The 17800-nt window shown below is 71.3% G+C and carries 18 protein-coding genes; 11 read left to right on the top strand and 7 right to left on the bottom strand.

Annotated features, from left to right (window positions below; all coding sequences use genetic code 11):
- The first annotated feature begins 54 nt into the window (after positions 1–54).
- From CEG14_RS24650 to CEG14_RS24640, 3 genes are all read left to right on the top strand, one after another.
- Complete coding sequence (locus CEG14_RS24650) at positions 55–639, top strand: DUF1007 family protein (protein ID WP_256986068.1); 585 nt, start codon at positions 55–57, stop codon at positions 637–639.
- Positions 630–1694, top strand: a complete 1065-nt coding sequence (locus CEG14_RS24645; RefSeq protein WP_094829062.1) for a nickel/cobalt transporter — start codon at positions 630–632, stop codon at positions 1692–1694. The genes CEG14_RS24650 and CEG14_RS24645 overlap by 10 nt, the downstream gene beginning before the upstream one ends.
- A 301-nt stretch (positions 1695–1995) precedes the next feature.
- Positions 1996–3990 carry a TonB-dependent receptor gene (locus CEG14_RS24640; RefSeq protein WP_256986066.1) on the top strand — a complete coding sequence of 665 codons (1995 nt, stop codon included), beginning with the start codon at positions 1996–1998 and terminating at the stop codon, positions 3988–3990.
- A gap of 10 nt (positions 3991–4000) precedes the next feature.
- Here CEG14_RS24640 and xerC read toward each other — a convergent pair whose 3' ends face one another.
- From xerC to CEG14_RS24615, 5 genes are read right to left on the bottom strand one after another with little or no spacing between them, the layout of a single operon-like run.
- Positions 4001–4972, bottom strand: coding sequence for a tyrosine recombinase XerC (xerC, locus tag CEG14_RS24635; protein WP_094829060.1), 972 nt, complete (start codon positions 4970–4972; stop codon positions 4001–4003).
- A gap of 21 nt (positions 4973–4993) precedes the next feature.
- Entirely contained in the window at positions 4994–5674 is a 681-nt protein-coding gene (locus CEG14_RS24630; RefSeq protein WP_094829059.1) for a DUF484 family protein, read from the bottom strand.
- Between the two features lie 38 nt (positions 5675–5712).
- Positions 5713–6627 (bottom strand): diaminopimelate epimerase, encoded by a 915-nt coding sequence (gene dapF, locus CEG14_RS24625; protein WP_094829058.1) that lies wholly within the window; start codon positions 6625–6627, stop codon positions 5713–5715.
- Positions 6628–6647: 20 nt separating this feature from the next.
- On the bottom strand, positions 6648–7538 hold the full coding sequence (locus CEG14_RS24620; protein WP_094829057.1) for a lysophospholipid acyltransferase family protein: 891 nt from the start codon (positions 7536–7538) through the stop codon (positions 6648–6650).
- Positions 7538–8407 carry a lysophospholipid acyltransferase family protein gene (locus tag CEG14_RS24615; protein WP_094829056.1) on the bottom strand — a complete coding sequence of 290 codons (870 nt, stop codon included), beginning with the start codon at positions 8405–8407 and terminating at the stop codon, positions 7538–7540. Before CEG14_RS24615 ends, CEG14_RS24620 begins: the two co-directional genes overlap by 1 nt.
- A 296-nt stretch (positions 8408–8703) precedes the next feature.
- Here CEG14_RS24615 and metK point away from each other — a divergent pair, with 296 nt between their 5' ends.
- Complete coding sequence (metK, locus tag CEG14_RS24610) at positions 8704–9867, top strand: methionine adenosyltransferase (protein ID WP_094829055.1); 1164 nt, start codon at positions 8704–8706, stop codon at positions 9865–9867.
- 67 nt (positions 9868–9934) lie between these two features.
- Here metK and CEG14_RS24605 read toward each other — a convergent pair whose 3' ends face one another.
- Entirely contained in the window at positions 9935–10408 is a 474-nt protein-coding gene (locus tag CEG14_RS24605) for an OsmC family protein (protein WP_094829054.1), read from the bottom strand.
- Positions 10409–10486: 78 nt separating this feature from the next.
- On the opposite strand from CEG14_RS24605, the gene CEG14_RS24600 reads away from it, so the two are divergent.
- Positions 10487–11149: a GntR family transcriptional regulator gene (locus tag CEG14_RS24600; RefSeq protein ID WP_094829053.1), complete on the top strand. Its 663-nt coding sequence runs from the start codon at positions 10487–10489 to the stop codon at positions 11147–11149.
- Positions 11150–11165: 16 nt separating this feature from the next.
- On the opposite strand, the gene CEG14_RS24595 is transcribed toward CEG14_RS24600, so the two are convergent.
- Positions 11166–12089, bottom strand: coding sequence for a LysR family transcriptional regulator (locus tag CEG14_RS24595; RefSeq protein WP_094829052.1), 924 nt, complete (start codon positions 12087–12089; stop codon positions 11166–11168).
- A 234-nt stretch (positions 12090–12323) separates the two neighbouring features.
- Between CEG14_RS24595 and CEG14_RS24590 the strand changes: the two genes are divergently transcribed.
- The 6 genes from CEG14_RS24590 to CEG14_RS24565 all read left to right on the top strand — a co-directional run bounded on the left by CEG14_RS24590 (position 12324) and on the right by CEG14_RS24565 (position 17774).
- Positions 12324–13253, top strand: coding sequence for a tripartite tricarboxylate transporter substrate binding protein (locus CEG14_RS24590; RefSeq protein WP_094829228.1), 930 nt, complete (start codon positions 12324–12326; stop codon positions 13251–13253).
- A 77-nt stretch (positions 13254–13330) separates the two neighbouring features.
- A complete protein-coding gene (leuC, locus tag CEG14_RS24585; protein ID WP_094829051.1) occupies positions 13331–14761 on the top strand; it encodes a 3-isopropylmalate dehydratase large subunit in 1431 nt (476 codons plus the stop codon).
- Positions 14761–15429: a 3-isopropylmalate dehydratase small subunit gene (gene leuD, locus CEG14_RS24580; RefSeq protein WP_094829050.1), complete on the top strand. Its 669-nt coding sequence runs from the start codon at positions 14761–14763 to the stop codon at positions 15427–15429. Before leuC ends, leuD begins: the two co-directional genes overlap by 1 nt.
- Entirely contained in the window at positions 15426–16331 is a 906-nt protein-coding gene (locus tag CEG14_RS24575) for an alpha/beta hydrolase (protein ID WP_094829049.1), read from the top strand. Before leuD ends, CEG14_RS24575 begins: the two co-directional genes overlap by 4 nt.
- A 35-nt stretch (positions 16332–16366) precedes the next feature.
- Positions 16367–16648 carry a DUF1289 domain-containing protein gene (locus CEG14_RS24570; protein ID WP_094829048.1) on the top strand — a complete coding sequence of 94 codons (282 nt, stop codon included), beginning with the start codon at positions 16367–16369 and terminating at the stop codon, positions 16646–16648.
- Positions 16649–16733: 85 nt separating this feature from the next.
- Positions 16734–17774 carry a glycosyltransferase family 4 protein gene (locus CEG14_RS24565; RefSeq protein WP_094829047.1) on the top strand — a complete coding sequence of 347 codons (1041 nt, stop codon included), beginning with the start codon at positions 16734–16736 and terminating at the stop codon, positions 17772–17774.
- Positions 17775–17800 lie beyond the last annotated feature (26 nt).

The raw sequence follows: 17800 nt of genomic DNA, 5'->3' as shown, positions 1-17800 counted from the left end.
TGCGCGGCAGCCGCACTGACGATGGCCGCCGCGCCGGCGCAGGCGCATCCGCACATGTGGATCGACGCGCAGGCCACCGTGGTGTTCGACGCGCAGGGCCGGCTGGCCGCGGTGCGCGAGACCTGGCTGTTCGACGAGATGTTCGGCACCTACGCCACGCAGGGCCTCAAGAAGCAGGCCGACGGCAGCCTGCCGCCCGACGTGCTACGCGGCATGGCCGACGACTGGATGAAAGCGCTGGGCGAGCCGATCTCGCACTACTTCACGCGCGTCACGCTCGACGGCGCGATGCAGACCTACGCCGCGCCCAAGGATGCGCGCGTGGTCTGGAAGGACGGCCGGCTCGCGCTGTCGTTCGAGCTGCCGCTGGCCACGCCGCGCGCGGTGGGGGCGGGCGGCGCGCAGATCGACATCTACGATCCCACCTATTTCGTGGCCTATGCCTTCGACGCGCCCGGCGCGATCCGGCTCGACGGCGCGCCTTCGGGCTGCACGCAGCGCTACCAGAAGCCGCGCGAGCTCGACTGGCAGACCATGCAGCAACTGGCGGCCATTCCGGCCGACCCCGAGGCCCTGCCCGATGAGCTCTACGCCATCACCAAGGGCCTCACGCATCGTATCGAGGTGACATGCAAGTAAGCGGCAAGGCCTGGGGGCGCGCGGGTCGCGCGCTCGCCTGGGCGTTGATGGTGCTGGCGGGCGCCGGCATGGCGCACACGGCTTGGGCCCAGGCCCATCCGTTCGGCGTGCCTGAGGCCGGCGGCGCGGGCCCGGGATGGTTGTCCGGCGTGTTCGGCCAGATCTCGGTGTGGCAATCGCATTTCTATCGCCAGCTCACCGGCGCGGTGCGCGCCTGGCAGGCCGACGGCGCGGCCGCGTGGCTGCTGCTGGGCCTGTCGTTCGCCTACGGCGTGTTCCATGCGCTCGGACCGGGGCATGGCAAGGCCGTGATCGCGGCCTATGTGGTGGCCAACCGCCAGACCGCGCGCAATGGCGCCGTGCTGGCGCTGGTGTCGGCGCTGCTGCAGGCACTGGTGGCGATCGTGATGGTGGCGCTGCTGGGCTGGGTGCTGAGCGTGACGGCCGCCACGATGAATCGCGCCACCGCGTGGCTCGAGACCGGCTCGTATGCGCTGATCGTGTTGCTGGGCCTGTGGCTGGTCTGGCGCAAGGCGCTGCGCCCGCTGCTGCGCTCGCGGCAGCGCCACGCACCGGGCCACGCGCATCACGCGCATCACGACGGCCATGCGCATGGATCGGCGCACGCGCATCATCATGAGCATGCGCATGATCACGGCCACGCGCACGGCGATGACTGCGGTTGCGGCCATGCGCACGTGGCGCCGGCGGCGGCCGTGGCGGGCCGGCTCGATCTGCGCCGCGCCTGGAGCGCCATCGTGGCGGTGGGCCTGCGGCCGTGCAGCGGCGCGCTGATCGTGCTGGTGTTCGCGCTGGCCCAGGGCTTCTTCGTGGCCGGCGTCGCGGCCGCGCTGGCGATGGGCGTGGGCACCGGCCTCACGGTGGCCGTGCTCACCATGCTCGCGGCCTGGGCGCGCAGCGGTGCGGTGCGACTGGGCGCGCGGCTGTCCTCGCCGGCGGCCGCCCGCCTGCGCTACCTGATCGACGCGCTCGCGGCGGCGTTCGTGCTGGTGCTCGGCGTGTTGCTGCTCGGCGGGCAGATGGCGCTCAACTGATGCTTTGCCCGGCTGGGCACGACGGCGTCCGGTGCAGACCGGGCGCCGTTTTGTCGTGGGCGGCGCGTTTGTAGCGCGACCAAGCTTGCAAGCTGTTTGTAATGTTATATCATCTCGTCTTTGTTGAAACTTTATAACATTGGGAGCGGCAGTCATGCGGGGCCACAAGCGGCAGGGTTTGCAGGGGAAGCGGCGGGCAGGCGTCGAGGGGATCCATCAGGGCGGGGCGCTGGCGCGCTGCCGGCAGCGCCGGGCACATCGCGTGCCCACGCTCGCTTTGGCGCTGTTTGCCGCGGCGCCCATGGCGCAGGCCGAGGAAGACGAGCGCCAAGCGCGCCAGCTGGCGCCGGTGATCGTGTCGGCCGATCCGCTGGCCGGTGATGCCGACCGCGCCACGCGTCCGGTCAGCGTGCTGCAGGGCGACGCGCTGTTGCTGCGCCGGGGCGCGACGCTGGGCGAGACCCTGGCCAACGAGCCCGGCGTGCACGCCGACACCTTCGGCGGCGGCGCCTCGCGCCCCGTGATCCGTGGCCAGACCTCGCCGCGCGTGAAGGTGCTGAGCGACGGCTCCGAGCTGATGGACGCCTCCACGATCTCGCCCGACCATGCCGTGACGACCGAGCCGTTGCTGGCCGAGCGCATCGAGGTGCTGCGCGGTCCGGCCGCGCTGCTGTATGGCGGCGGCGCGATCGGCGGCGTGGTGAACGTGATCGATCGCAAGATCCCGACCGCGGTGCCGGAGCGCGGGGTCGAGGCCGAGCTGGAGTTGCGCGGCGCCACGGGCACGCGCGAGCGCGCCGGCGCGGTCGGCCTGACCGCGGGCACGGGCGAGTTCGCGGTGCGGGTGGAAGGCCTGAAGCGCCGTTCCGACGACTATCGCGTGCCGAACTGGAGCAGCGGCAAGCTCGAGGGCTCGTATGCCGAATCGGCGCAGGGCTCGGTGGGCCTGTCGTGGATCACGCCGCGCGGCTACGTGGGCGTGGCCTTCACCCATCTCGAGAGCAAGTACGGCCTGCCGGGTCACGGCCACGAATACGAGGGCTGCCACCCGCACGGCACCCATCTGCATTGCGGCGGCCACGATCACGACGAAGACGAGCACGACCACGACCACGAGCACGAGCACGAGCACTCGCACGCCGCGCCCTACGTGAAGCTGCGCAGCGACCGCGTCGACCTGCGCGCCGAATACCGCGATCCCTTCGCCGGCTTCGAGCAGATCCGCTTCCGGGGCGGCCTGACCGACTACCGCCACGACGAGATCGAGGGCGGCGAAGTGGGCACGGCGTTCAAGAACCGCGGCCACGACATGCGCCTCGAACTCACGCACAAACCGCTGTGGGGCTGGCGCGGCGTGTTCGGCGCCCAGCATGCCTACAGCGACTTCCGCGCCGACGGCGAGGAGGCCTTCCTGCCGCGCAGCAAGACCGACACCGTGGGCCTGTTCCTGCTCGAGGAATATCGCCTGGGCGACTGGCGCTTCGAGCTGGGCGCGCGCCAGGACTGGCAGCGCATCCGCCCCACCGGCGAGGCCTCGCGCAACAGCCAGAGCGGCACGTCTTACTCGGCCGCGGCCGTGTGGGATTTCGCGCCGCAGTATTCCGCCACGCTGTCGTTCTCGCATTCGCAGCGCCTGCCCAACGCGCAGGAGCTCTATGCCGACGGCGTGCACCTGGCGACCAACACCTATGAGCTGGGCGACAGCGACCTGGGCCGCGAGACCTCGCGCAACATCGACCTGACGCTGCGCAAGCACAGCGGCGACCTGACCGCGCGTGCCAGCGTGTTCCACAACCGCGTGAAGAACTACATCTACGCCAACACGCTGGACCAGTTCGAGGACTTCCGCCTGATCCAGTACACCCAGCGCGACGCGACCTTCACCGGGATCGAAGGCGAGCTGCGCTACCAGTTCACCCCGGTGTACTCGGCCGGCGTCTTCGGCGACTACGTGCGCGGCCGTCTCACCGGCGGCAACGGCGACCTGCCGCGCATCCCGGCCGCGCGCCTGGGCGTGCGCGCCGACGCGCGCTGGCAGCGCTGGGGCGCGGGCGTGGAGTACGCGCACGTGTTCCGCCAGAACGACATCGCGGCCTACGAGACGTCCACGCCGGGCTATGAGCTGGTCAACGCGGTGCTGAGCTATCGCGGCACGATGGGCCAGACCGGCTATGAGGTGTATTTGCGCGGCAACAACCTGCTGAACAAGCTGGCCTACAACCACGCCTCGTTCATCTCGCGCGTGGCGCCGCTGCCGGGCCGCACCGTGATGCTGGGCGTGCGGCTGAGCTACTGAGCGCCGCGCCTCAGCGCTTGCGCGTGGCGCGCGGGTGGGCCTGGTCGTAGGCCTTGGCGAGGTGCTGGAAGTCCAGCCGCGTGTAGACCTGGGTGGTGGAGATGTTGGCGTGGCCCAGCATCTCCTGCACCGCGCGCAGATCCTGCGCCGATTGCAGCACGTGGCTGGCGAAGCTGTGGCGCAGCACGTGCGGATGCACGTGCGAGGGCAGCCCGGCGGCGAGCGCGCCGGCCGCCAGCTGGGCCTGCACCACGCGCGGCGAGATGCGCGCGCCGCGCGCGCCCACGAACAGCGCGGCCGCATCGTCTTCGGTGGCGGCGCGTGCGAGCTGGTCGCGCGCGCCGAGCCAGCGCGTCAGTGCCGCGAGCGCGGCTTTGCCGACCGGCACGCTGCGGCGCTTGCCGCCCTTGCCCAGCACCACCACTTCGGCGTCGGCCAGGTTGAGCCAGCCGCGCGATTCATGCCCGGCCGACTTGCGGTATTCGAGGTCGAGGCCGACCAGCTCAGACAAGCGCAGGCCGCACGAATAGAACAGCTCGAACATCGCGTGGTCGCGGATGCCGGCGGGATCGGTGGCGAGCCGGGCCGGCGCATGGTCGAGCAGGGCCTGGGTGTGTTCGACGGAGAGCGCCTTGGGCAGCGCGCGCGGCGCCTTGGGCGCGCGCACGCCGGTGACCGGGTTGCCGGGCAGGCCGGCGGCCGGCGCCCACCAATGATAGAAGCCGCGCCAGGCCGCGAGGGTGCGGGCCAGGCTGCGCGGCCCCAGGCCCTGGGCATGCAGGCGCGCGATGAATTGCCGGATGTGGCCGTTGGCCACGCCCTCGGCGGTGAGGCGGGCGGCGGCCAGCAGCTGCGCCAGCCGGCGCAGCTCGTGGCGGTAGCCGTCGAGCGTGTGGCTGGCGTAGCGCCGCTGCGTGCGCAGGTGCTCGAGCCAGGCCTGCATCGGCCCGGTGAGTTCGGCGTCGGGAGCGGGCGCGGTCATGGCGGGGCGCCGGCGGCGGGGTCAGGCGCGCGGCGTGCGCGCCAGCCGTTGCGCGGCGGCGGAGGCCAGGCGGCCGATGGTTTCGAGAAACGCCGTGCCCATGTCGGGCGCGAAGCGCGCCGGGTCGTCGGAGCCCAGCACCAGCAGGCCGAAGGCATCGGCGTCGGGAGCGGTGCGCAGTGCCACCAGCGCCAGCGAACGGGGCTTGCCGTCGAGCCAGCCGGCCGCCTCGAACTCGGTGTCGGTGCCGCAGTAGGGCGCCTTCAGGCTGTCGGCGAAGGCGCGCACGTCTTCGGACACGGGCGCCCCGTAGCCGTCGGCGGGAATCGCGGTGAGGTTCCAGAGGCGCAGCGCGACGTGGTCGAGCTCGAACTGCTCGGCCAGGCCGAGCGCGATCTCGCCGGGCACGTGCGCGGCTTCGTCTTCGGCCAGCAGGCGCGCGCACCAGGCGGTGACCTGGGTGCTGATGGTTTCGTTGTCGCCCGCGTTGCGGATCAGCTCGTTCAGGCGCCATTCGAGCACGCGGGTGCGTTCGCGCAGCGTCAGGATCTGGCGCTCGGCCAGCGAGATGGCGCGGTTGCCGTGCGGGCTCGGGATCTGCAGCGTGGAGAACACCTCCGCGTGTTCTTCGAAGAACGCGGGGTTCTGTTGCAGGAAGTCGGCGATCTCCTGGGCGGAGAGGGCGGGAGCGGTAGTGGACATGAGACCTAGTTTGGCAGACGCGGCGGCGCGGCGCGCCGTCAGCGGCTCAGGGCCATGGAGAAGGTCAGGGCGTCGATGTCGACCTGACCATTGAAGACGGAGGTGGCCGGACCGGTGAGGCGCAGGTTCTGGCCATCATAGGCGATGGTGAGCACGCCGCCGTGGGTCTGGACGCGCACCGGCGAATCGAGCAGGCCGCGGCGCACGCCGGCGGCCACGGCCGCGCAGGCGCCCGTGCCGCAGGCCAGCGTTTCGCCCGCGCCGCGCTCGTAGACGCGCAGCCGGATGTTGTGCGGATCGATGATCTGCATGAAGCCGACGTTGACGCGGCGCGCGAAGCGCGGGTGCGATTCGAGCATCGGGCCGATCACGGCGACCGGCGCGGTCTCGGTGTCTTCGACCACCTGCACCACGTGCGGGTTGGAGATCGCGACGGCCGAGAGCTCGACGCTGCGCGGCAGGCCGGGGGCGGGGTCGAGCGGGAATTCGTAGAGCGTGTCGCGGGCCTGCTGGCGCGTGGCCAGGCCGCTGACGTCGAACGGCAGGGCGTCGGGGGTGTAGCGGGTGGTGCCCATGTCGACCGTGACCTGCTGGTCGTCGGACTCGTCGAGCACCAGGATGGCGCCGCCCATGATCTCGGCGCGCAGCGGATTCTTCGCCGACAGGCCCTGCTCGTGCACGAAGCGCACGAAGCAGCGCGCGCCGTTGCCGCAATGCTCGACCTCGCTGCCGTCGTTGTTGAAGATGCGGTAGCGGAAGTCGGCGTCCGGACGGGTCGCGCGCTCGACCAGCAGGATTTGGTCGGCGCCGATGCCGAAATGACGATCGCCCAGCGCGCGGGCACGCTCGGGCGTCATTTCGATGGTTTGACGCACGCCGTCGAGCACGACGAAGTCGTTGCCGGCGCCGTGCATTTTGGTGAAGTTCCAGATCATGGGACGATTATCGCCCATTCGCTGCGCAAAAGCAGGGCTCAGTAGAACTTCGCCTCGCCCAGCGGCCGGGTCTTGAAGCGGCGATGCACCCAATAGTATTGGCTCGGGCAGCGCCGCACCCAGCTTTCGATCTCGCGGTTGAGCCGGGCGGTGGCCGCCTCGTTGTCGTCGTCGCCCGGGAAATCGGCGAGCGGCTCCAGCACCTCGACGTGGTACCGGCCCGTGGCGGGATCCCAGAAGTCGAGGATGGGCAGCACCGCCGCATTCCATTTGCGCGCGAGCTGGGCCGTGGCGACCAGCGTCGCGGCCGGCACGCCGAAGAAGGGCACGAACACCGCGCCCTGGCGGCCGAAGTCCATGTCGGGCAGGTAGTACACCGGCCGCGCCTCGCGGAAGTGGCGGATCAGGTCGCGGATGCCGTCCTTGCGCGACACCAGGAACACCTCGTTGAAGCGCGCCCGGCCGGCGCGCACGATCGCGTCCACGGCGGGGTCGCTCTGCGGCGTGTACATGGTGGCGCCGCTGGGCACCTCCATGGTCAGGCGCGTGGCCGCCACGTCCAGGCCGATGAAGTGGGGCGCCAGCAGGATCACGGGCCGGCCGGTGGCGGCGATCGCGTTGATGCGTTCGGCGCCGCTCTGGGTGGCCATCGCGCGGATCGCGTCTTCGGTGCCGAACCACAGCACGCCGCGGTCGACGATCGACTGGCCGAGCGCGCGGAAGTGCTCGTGCAGCCACTGGTCGCGTTGCTGCGGCGAGGCGTCGGGAAAGCACAGTTCGAGGTTCTTGCGCACGATGCGCAGGCGCTTGCCGGCGAGTTTCAGCGACAGCCAGCCGACGAAGGCGCCGGCGCGCTGGCGCGTGGCCGGCCGCATGCGGCCGAACCACTTGAACAGCCGGGTGAGGGCGTAGGTCTTGAGTGCGTTCATCACGGTTGCGCCACGTCGGCGGCCGGCTGGGCGGGCGCCGGGGGCGCGCCGCGCGGCGTCTTGTAGCGGTTGTAGCCCCACAGGTATTGGTGGGGGAAGCGCCGGATCAGCGTTTCCATGGCCTGGTTGAAGAGCGCGGCCTGGGCCTGCGGCTCGGCCGGCAGCGGTTCGGGCACGCGCACGTAATGGATGCGCCAGCCGCGGCCGCCCGGCAGCCGCTCGCCGGCCGTCAGGATCACGGCCACGCCGGTCTGGCTTGCGAGCTTGCCGGGCAGGGTCATGGTGAAGGCGGGCCGGCCGAAGAAGGGTGCCCACACGCCATCGCCCACGCCGGGCGCCTGGTCGGGCAGCATGCCGACCGATTCGCCGCGGCGCAGGGCCCGCACGAATTCGCGCACGCCCTGCATGGTGGCGGGCACGGCATTCACGGCGGAGCTGTTGCGCGCGGTCTCGAGCAGCGGCGCCAGCAGCGCCTTGCGCGGCGGCCGGAACATCACCGTCATGGGCATCTGGCGCGCCAGGTAGCGTGCCGTGATCTCGAAGCAGCCCAGGTGGGGCGTGAGGAACAGGATGCCGCGGCCCTCGGCACGCGCCTCGCGCACCACCTCGTCGTCGTCGGAGACGACCCGCGCCAGGCTGGCCTCGTTGCGGAACCAGACCTTGGGCATCTCGAACATCATGGCGCCGATCTCGCCGGCGGCGCGGCGCGCGAAGGCGGGCGAGTCGTAGCCGGCCTGGGCCGCGTTGGCGCGCAGGCGATCGCGGTATTTGCCGGGCCAGGCATAGGCCAGGCGGCCCAGCACCCGGCCGGCCGCATGGAGGAACGGCAGCGGCAGGGCGGCGATGAAGCGGAAAAGGGCGATCAACATGGCGAATACGGGCTACGGGCAGCGCGCCGGGGGCTCCGGACGTCGCTCATTGGCGTCAGGCGGCGCCAAAAGGCCGGGCCGACGACGTGGACATGCGCATAAGGCCTGCATTTTCGCCTAAAATCGGCGGGTCGCCGAGTTAACCGACAACTTGCGGGGCGACGACACGGTATCTGCCGTGCCAAATCCGCTAAAGCGTCGCGCCCAGATGACTCCCCCACAGGGAACCCGATCCGGGGCGCAGCGCGCCTCGTTCAACCTGTGTACCGGCTCCGGCCGGCTTGAAGGACGCATCTGTGGCCAACAACGATTTCCTCTTCACCTCCGAGTCCGTCTCCGAAGGTCACCCCGACAAGGTCGCCGACCAGATCTCCGACGCGATTCTGGATGCCATCTTCACCCAAGACCCCAACGCGCGCGTCGCAGCCGAAACGCTGTGCAACACCGGCCTGGTCGTGCTGGCGGGTGAAATCACCACCACCGCCAACGTCGACTACATCCAGGTCGCGCGCGACACGATCCGCCGCATCGGCTACGACAACACCGACTACGGCATCGACTACAAGGGCTGCGCGGTGCTGGTCGCCTATGACAAGCAATCGCCCGACATCGCCCAGGGCGTGGACCGCAGCTCCGAGGACTACCTGAACCAGGGCGCCGGCGACCAGGGCTTGATGTTCGGCTACGCCTGCGACGAAACCCCCGACCTGATGCCCGCGCCGATCTGGTACGCGCACCGCCTGGTGCAGCGCCAGAGCGAGCTGCGCAAGGACGGCCGCCTGGGCTGGCTGCGTCCCGACGCCAAGTCGCAGGTCACGTTCCGCTACGTCGACGGCCGCCCGGTCGAGGTCGACACCGTGGTGCTCTCGACCCAGCACGCGCCGGAAGTCTCGCAGGAGACCATCCGCGAGGCCGTGATCGAAGACATCATCAAGCCGTCGTTCCCCGAAGGCCTGATCACCCCGAAGACCAAGTTCCTGGTCAACCCGACCGGCCGTTTCGTCATCGGCGGCCCGCAAGGCGATTGCGGCCTGACCGGCCGCAAGATCATCGTCGACACCTACGGCGGCGCATGCCCGCACGGCGGCGGCGCGTTCTCGGGCAAGGATCCGTCGAAGGTCGACCGCTCGGCCGCCTACGCCGCCCGCTACGTGGCCAAGAACATCGTGGCCGCCGGCCTGGCGCGCCAGTGCCAGGTGCAGGTCAGCTACGCCATCGGCGTGGCCGAGCCGATCAACATCACCGTCTACACCGAAGGCACCGGCGTCATCCCCGACGACCAGATCGCCAAGCTGGTGCGCGAGCACTTCGACCTGCGTCCGAAGGGCATCGTCAACATGCTGGACCTGCTGCGCCCGATCTACAGCAAGACCGCCGCCTACGGCCACTTCGGCCGCTCGGAACCCGAGTTCTCGTGGGAAGCCACGGACAAGGTCCAGGAACTGAAGAAGGCCGTCTGAGTTTCGGACCGGCACTGAACCACGACAAGGCCCCTGCGGGGGCCTTGTTCGTTGGGGCGGGAGTGGCTCAGGCCGCGGCCGGGACGATCACCGGCACGCAGTCGATCGGGGTCTTCAGCGAGTTGGCCACGAAGCATTGCGCGTGCGCCGCGTGGTGCAGGCGCTCGGCCAGCGCGAGGTCGTCGCCGGCGCGCACCGTCACGCGCGGGCGCAGCACGATGCGGGTGAAGTGGCCACCCTCGCCGTCGACCATCGTGGCCTCGGCGCTGTCTTCGTAGGCCAGCACCGCGATGCCGGCATCGGCGCACAGGTGCAGATACCAGAGTTGATGGCAGGCGCTGGCCGACGCGAGCAGCAGGTCTTCGGGATTCCAGCGCGACGCGTCGCCGCGGAAGGCGGGATCCGACGAGCCGGCGATGGCGGGCCGGCCGGCCGCGCTCACGACGTGGTCGCGGCGGTAATCGCGATAGCCCGAGGTGCCGCTGCCGGTGTTGCCGGTCCAGGTGACCGTGACCCGGTAGTGATGTTCGCCGTGTGCCATGGGGTGCCTTTGCGCGCCGGAGGGCGCGTCTGCGAGGGGAATGGCATATCGTACGCCAAATGGTATACCATTTGCCAGATGAAGAACGTGCCCGACATCGCCCCGCGCGCCGGCGCCGCGGCCGACGCGCTCGCCGATGCGCTGCGCGACCTGATTGCCCGCGGCGAGCTGCCCGACGGCGCCCGCCTGGTGGAGCGCGAGCTGGCCGAGCGCTATGCCGTGAGCCGCGTGCCGCTGCGCGAGGCGATCCAGCGCCTGGAGCGCGAGGGGCTGGTCCAGACCCAGCGCCATCGCGGCGCCGTGGTGCGCACGCTGTCGGCGCAGGACGTGCGCGAGATCTACGCGCTGCGCATGCTGCTCGAGGGCGATGCGATCACGCGCGCCGCGCAGCAGATCGACGACCTGACCCTGGCGCGGGCCGAGCGCGTGCATCGACAGCTGGGCGAGGCCGCGACGCCGGCGCGCCAGCACGCGCTCAATCTCGAGTTCCACGAAATCCTCTACGGCGCCTGCGGCAACGCGCGCCAGTTGCAGGCGATCCGCGACCTGCGCATCCAGATCGAACGCTACGAGCGTCTGCAGCGGCGCGTGCTGGCCGACACGCCGGCCTTCCAGATCGAGCACGACGCGATCCTGCGCGCCTGCCGCGCCCGCGACGGCGCCCACGCGCGCGCCATGACCGAGGCCCATCTGGCGTCCGCGCGCGACCTGGTGCTGCGGCTCGTCACGCGCGACGCCTGAGGCCCAGCGGCGCCCCTCACCAGACTTCGTCGCTGCTGCCCGGCGGCCTGACGCGCGCGGCGTAGCGCTCGGCCAGGAAGTCGACCCAGGCGCGGGTCTTGGCCGGCAGGTGCAGGCGCTCGGGGTAGAGCGCGTGGATGTCGGCCGGGGGCGTGTGCCAGCCCGCCAGCACCTCGCGCAGGCGCCCCGCGCGCAGATGCGGCATCACCTCCCACTCCGAGCGCATGACCACGCCGTGGCCCGCCAGCGCCCAGGCCAGCGCGCTTTCGCCGTCGTTGGACGAGAGGGCGCCGCGCACCTTCACGGTCTCGTGGCGCTGGCCGGCCTGCAGGTGCCAGGTGCCGTACGCCAGCTCGTCTTCCCGGATCACGATGCAGCGGTGCCGCGCCAGGTCGGCGGGCGTGCGCGGCTCGCCGTGCGCCTGCAGGTATTGCGGCGCGGCGCACAGTAGCCGCCGGTTCGATGCGAGCAGGCGCGCCACCAGACGCGCGTCGGGCAGCGTGCCGAAGCGGATCGCCACGTCGTAGCCCTCGTCGAGCAGGTTCACCGGCCGGTCGGACAGGTGCAGCTGCACTTCCACGTCGGGGTAGTGGCGCGCGAAATCCGAGATCGCCGGCACGAGGTGGGTGCGGCCGAAGCCGAAGGTGGCGTTCACGCGCAGCAGCCCCTGCGGGCGCTCGCGCGTGTTGGTGACGCGGCGCTCGAGCGCGTCCAGGTCGGCCAGGATGCGCGCGCCGTCGGCCAGGTAGAGCTCGCCCTCGGCCGTGACGCTGATGCGGCGCGTGGTGCGGTTGAGCAGGCGCACGCCGAGCCGGCGTTCCAGGTTGGCCAGGCGCGTGCTCACGGCGGGCGGCGTGAGGCCGAGCTCGCGCGCCGCCGCCGAGAGGTTGCCGTGGCGCACCAGCAAAGAAAAGAAGGCGAGGTCGGACAGCCCGTCCATGGCGATTGATAAATTGAATTTAAGAAAGGTTTTTGCCAGCGTTAATTATAAGTTCTGACCGGGCCTATACACTGCTTTTACACCCAGACCGGCCGCGGCATCCCGCCAGCAGGTCGGCACTTTCGGAGACAAACGATGAAGCAAGCCTGGAATCGCCGCCGCACCTGTCGCGGCGCGCGCGGCCCCGTGCAACGCCTCGCGGCGCTCGCCACGCTGGCGGCCGCGATCGCCGTGATGCCGGCCGGCGCCGCGCACGCCGAGGAGGCCTTCCCGACCCGCGCCGTGACGCTCGTCGCGCCGTTCGCGCCCGGGGGCAGCGTGGACATCGCCGCACGCCTAGTGTCGGATGCCTGGGCGCGCGAGCTGGGCCAGAGCGTGGTGGTCGAGAACCGCGCCGGCGCCTCGGGCAACATCGGCATGGCGGCGGTGGCGCGCGCCAAGCCCGACGGCTACACGCTGGCGATCAACACCATGTCGCTGGCGATCAATCCGGCGCTGTTCGCCGACATGCCCTTCGACACGCAGAAAGACCTGCGCAGCGTCGGCACGGTGGGCACCTCGCAGCACGTGCTGACGGTCACGCGCGACCTGCCCGCGCAGGACCTGAAGGCCCTGCTCGCGCTGCTGCGCAGCCAGCCGCCCAACACCCTGAGCTTCGGCTCGGCCGGCACCGGCAGCACCTTCCACATGGCCGCCGAGCTGTTCAAGTCGGTCTCGGGCACGCAGATCCTGCACGTGCCCTACAAGGGCGGCGGCCCGGCCATGGTGGACACCATCAGCGGCCAGGTGCAGATGAGTTTCCCGGTGTTGTCGGCGGCGCGGCCGCAGGTGGAGGCGGGCAAGCTGCGCGCGCTCGGCGTGACCGGCACCCAGCGTTCGCCGCTGCTGCCCGACGTGCCCACCATCGCCGAGGCCGGGCTGCCCGACTACGCGTTCACGACCTGGTTCGTGGTGAGCGCGCCGGCCGGCACGCCCGACGCCGTGGTGCGGCGCCTGAACGACACGCTGGGCCGCGCGCTGGCGCAGCCGGCGCTGGCGCAACGCATGGCGCGCGAGGGCTTCGACCCGCTGGTCTCGACCCCGGCCGACAGCGACAAACTGGTGCGCGACGAAATCACGCGCTGGGCCGGCATCGTGAAGCAGGCCGGCATCACCGCCAACTGAGTTTCGACGCGACGCGGGCCCGGGCCCGCGCCGCGCGTTTCATGCAATCTCCCGGCAGCAAGCAAGGAAACCACGCCATGGCTGGCACGACCCTCTACGACAAACTGGTGGCCTCGCACGAGGTGGCCCGGCTCGACGACGAGCACGTGCTGCTCTACGTCGACCTGCACATCATGAACGAATACACCAGCCCGCAGGCCTTCTCGGGCCTGGCCGCGCGCGGTCGCGACGTGCTGCGGCCGCGCCAGCAGATGGCGGTGGTCGATCACGTGATCCCGACCCATCCCGTGCCCAGCCGCGAGCGCGTCATCGTGCAGGACGACGCGGCCCTGCAGGCGCGCAATCTCAAGCGCAACTGCGACACCCAGGGCATCGCGCTGTTCGACACCACCGATCCGCTGCAGGGCATCGAACACGTGATCGCGCCCGAGCACGGCATGATCCTGCCCGGCATGGTGGTGCTGTGCGGCGACAGCCACACCACCACCTACGGCGCGCTGGGCGCGCTCGGCTTCGGCATCGGCACCTCCGAGGTCGAGCACATCCTCGCCACCCAGACCCTGGTCTACCGCGTGGCGCGCAACATGCGGGTGCGCGTGGAGGGCGCGCTCGGCCCCGGCGTGAGCGCCAAGGACCTGGTGATCCACCTCGTGCATCGCATCGGCGCGCAGGGCGCGGTCGGCTTCGCCGTCGAGCTGTGCGGCAGCGCCATCGACGCGCTGTCGGCCGAGGCCCGCATGACCGTGTGCAACATGATGGTGGAGGCGGGCGCGCGCGCCGCGCTGATCGCGCCCGACGCCACCACCGATGCCTATGTGAGCGCGCGTGCGCTGCACCTGAGCGCCGGCGAGCTGGCCGCGGCGCGCCAGGCCTGGGCCGGCCTGCGCAGCGACGCCGACGCGGTGTTCGAGCGCGAGCTGGCGGTCGATGCCGGCGCCATCGCGCCCTACGTGACCTGGGGCACCAGCCCCGACCAGGCGCTCGCCATCGACGCGCGGGTGCCCGACCCCGACAGCGCGGGCGACGCGCTGCAGGCCCTGGCCGCGCGCAAGGCGCTCGACTACGTGGGGCTGCAGGCGGGCCAGCCGATCGCCGGCGTGCCGATCGACCGCGTCTTCATCGGCTCGTGCACCAACGCCCGCATCGAAGACCTGCGCAGCGTGGCGCAGGTGGTGCGCGGCCGCCACGTGGCCGCCGGCGTGCGCGCCATGGTGGTGCCCGGCTCGGGCGCGGTGCGCGACCAGGCCCGGGCGGAGGGGCTCGACCGCATCCTGATCGAGGCCGGCTTCGAATGGCGCCAGCCGGGCTGTTCGATGTGCCTGGCCATGAACGACGACATGCTGGCGCCGGGCGAGCGCTGCGCCTCCACCACCAATCGCAACTTCGAGGGCCGCCAGGGACGCGCCGGGCTGACCCACCTGATGAGCCCGGCCATGGCCGCCGCGGCGGCCCTGACCGGCCGCATCACCGATGTGCGCACGCTCGATGCGCAACTGGGAGTCCGTTGATGAACACCCATCCCAACACCCTGCTGCAGGGCGTGGCCGCGCCGCTGCCGTATTCCAATCTGGACACCGACCAGATCATGCCCAAGCAGTTCCTGCGCATCATCGACAAGGCGGGCCTGGACCGCGGCCTGCTCTACGACCTGCGCTTCGACCCGGCGGGCGCGCCGCGCCCGGGGTTCGTGCTGAACCGCGAGCCCTACCGCCGCCCGGCGTTCCTGGTGGCGGGGCCCAACTTCGGCTGCGGCTCGAGCCGCGAGCACGCGGTGTGGGGCCTGCAGCAGTTCGGCGTGCGCGCCATCATCGCGCCGAGCTTCGGCGAGATCTTCTACGCCAACGCGATGAACAACGGCCTGCTGCTGATCCGCCTGCCCGACGCGCAGGTGCAGGCGCTGCTCGACCAGGTGTCGCAGCCGCAATCGTGCGCGCTCGAGATCGACGTGCTGGCCGGCCAGGTGCGCGCGGCCGACGGCGTGCGTTACGATTTTTCCCTGTCGCCACGCCATCGCGGCATGGTGGCCGAGGGGCTGGACATGGTGGCGGCCACGCTGCGCCAGCTGCCCGAGATCGCGCGCTTCGAGGCCGCGCACCGGCAGCGCCATCCCTGGCTGCAGGACGCCGCGGCGCGGGTGCGCGCACGGCTCGACCAGAGATCCGAAGGAGTCGCATGAGCGAATTGCTGCAGGCGCCGCTGCGCCATTACGAGGTCAACGGCATCACCCTGGCCGCGCGCGTGGCGGGCAGTGGCCCGGCATTGCTGCTGCTGCACGGCCACCCGCAGAATCACCTGATCTGGCAGCGGCTGTGGCCCGCGCTGACCCGCCACTACACCTGCGTGGCGGCCGACCTGCGCGGCTACGGCGACAGCGCCAAGCCGCCGGCCGCGCCCGACCACGCGGCCCATTCCAAGCGCGTGATGGCGGCCGACATGCATGCGCTGATGCAGGCGCTCGGCCTGCCGCGCTACGCCGTGCTGGCGCACGACCGCGGCGCGCGCGTGGCCCATCGCCTGGGGCTGGACCAGCCCGACGCGGTGCGGTCCATGATGCTGCTCGACATCGCGCCCACGCTCGACATGTATGAGGGCACCACCCGCGCCTTCGCGCAGGCCTACTATCACTGGTTCTGGCTGATCCAGCCGGCGCCGGGCCCGGAGGCCATGATCGAGCACGACCCCGCCCTCTATGTGCGCACCATCATGGGCGGGCGGCCGGGCGGCCTGGCGCACTTCACGCCCGAGGCGCTGGCCGACTACCAGCGCTGCGCGGCGCTGCCGGGCTGGGCCACCGGCATCTGCGAAGACTACCGGGCCTCGGCCACCATCGACCTGGAGCACGACCGCGCCGGCCGCGCGGCGGGCGAGCGGCTCGCCATGCCGGTGCGGGTGCTGTGGGGCGAGCGCGGCGCCGTGGGCCGCAATTTCCCCGTGCTCGACCTGTGGCGGGCCGTCTGCCGCGAGGTCAGCGGGCAGGCCCTGCCGGCCGCGCATTACCTGCCCGAGGAGGCCGCCGCGCAGGTGCAGGAGGAGGCGCTGGCCTTCTTCGGCCAGACCGCTACGGCAACAGGGGCTTGAAATAGGGGACGGGCCTCGGATGGTAAGCTTCGCGGATGAGTGAAGCCCCGTTCGACCCCTCTTTCAGCGTTACCGAAGTCAGCCGCCCCGACGCCCCGTCCGGCCCGGCCACGGGCTCGCGCTCCACCGACGCGCAGCGCGCGTTCACGGCCACCGATTCCCCCTGCGTGGCCATCTGCTCCACCCTGTTCGACGAGATCTGCCGCGGCTGCGGCCGCACCGCCATGGAAGTCTCCAACTGGGTCTTCATGACCGACGAGGAAAAGCAGGCCGTCTGGACCCGCATCCGCGCGCAGGGGTATCCGCGCCGCCCGTAGGCGTCGTGCCGCCCGGGCGTTGCTGTCTTGGGCATGTCATCTGGCGTAGGCCTAATCCTGTCATCGCACACGACAGGTCCTACCCATGCGCATCGTTCTCGTCACGGATGCCTGGCATCCCCAAGTCAACGGCGTGGTCCGCACCTGGACCGCCATGCTGGGCCTGCTGCGCGAATGGGGCCATGACGTGCTGGTGGTGAGCCCCGAGGGCAGCCGCACGATCCCCGCGCCCTCCGAGCCCGACCTGCGCCTGTGCATCCAGCCCGGCCGGCAGCTGCGCCGCGTGCTGGGCGACCTGGTGCCCGACGCGCTGCACATCGCCACCGAGGGGCCGCTGGGCCTGGCCGCGCGCCGCATGGCGCTGCGCCGCGGCTGGCGCTTCACCACCTCGTTCCACACGATGTTTCCGGAATACCTGGAGGCGCGCATGGGCATCCCGGCGTCGATCCCGTGGCGCTTCATGCGCTGGTTCCACCGGCCCTCGCAGCAGGTGCTGGTGCCGACCCCCACGGTGCGCGACATCGTCGCCGCGCGTGGGCTGCAGAACCTCAAGGTCTGGTCGCGCGGCGTCGACGGCAAGAAATTCCATCCGGTCGACGGCGATGCCTTCGCCCACCTGCCGCGCCCGATCTGGCTGTCGGTGGGCCGGGTCGCGCGGGAGAAGAATCTCGACGCCTTCCTGTCGCTCGACCTGCCCGGCAGCAAGGTCGTGGCCGGCGGCGGGCCCGACGAGGCGCGCCTGCACAAGAAGTTTCCCGATGCCCACTTCCTGGGTCCGCAGGCCGACGATCACCTGCCGTCGTACTACAGCGCGGCCGACGTGTTCGTGTTCCCGAGCCTGACCGACACCTTCGGGCTGGTGATGCTGGAGGCGATGGCCTGCGGCACGCCGGTGGCGGCCTTCGACACCGAGGCGCCGCGGGCCGTGATCCGCAACGGCGTGACGGGCTTCATCGACAGCGACCTGGCGCGCGCCTGCCTGCAGGCCCGCACGCTGGACCGCGCCGCGGTGCGGGCGCACGCCCTCACCCGCACCTGGGACGCGATCGCCCACGACCTGCTGTCGGCCCTGGTGCCGATCGACGGCCGCGCAGCGTGGCCAAGAGAGGGCATCCAGGGCGCCTGACCGGCTTTTCGGCGGCCCCCGGGAGC

Source organism: Bordetella genomosp. 1 (assembly GCF_002261335.1).
GTDB lineage: Bacteria > Pseudomonadota > Gammaproteobacteria > Burkholderiales > Burkholderiaceae_B > Bordetella.
This window is presented reverse-complemented; position numbering and strand designations above follow the sequence as displayed.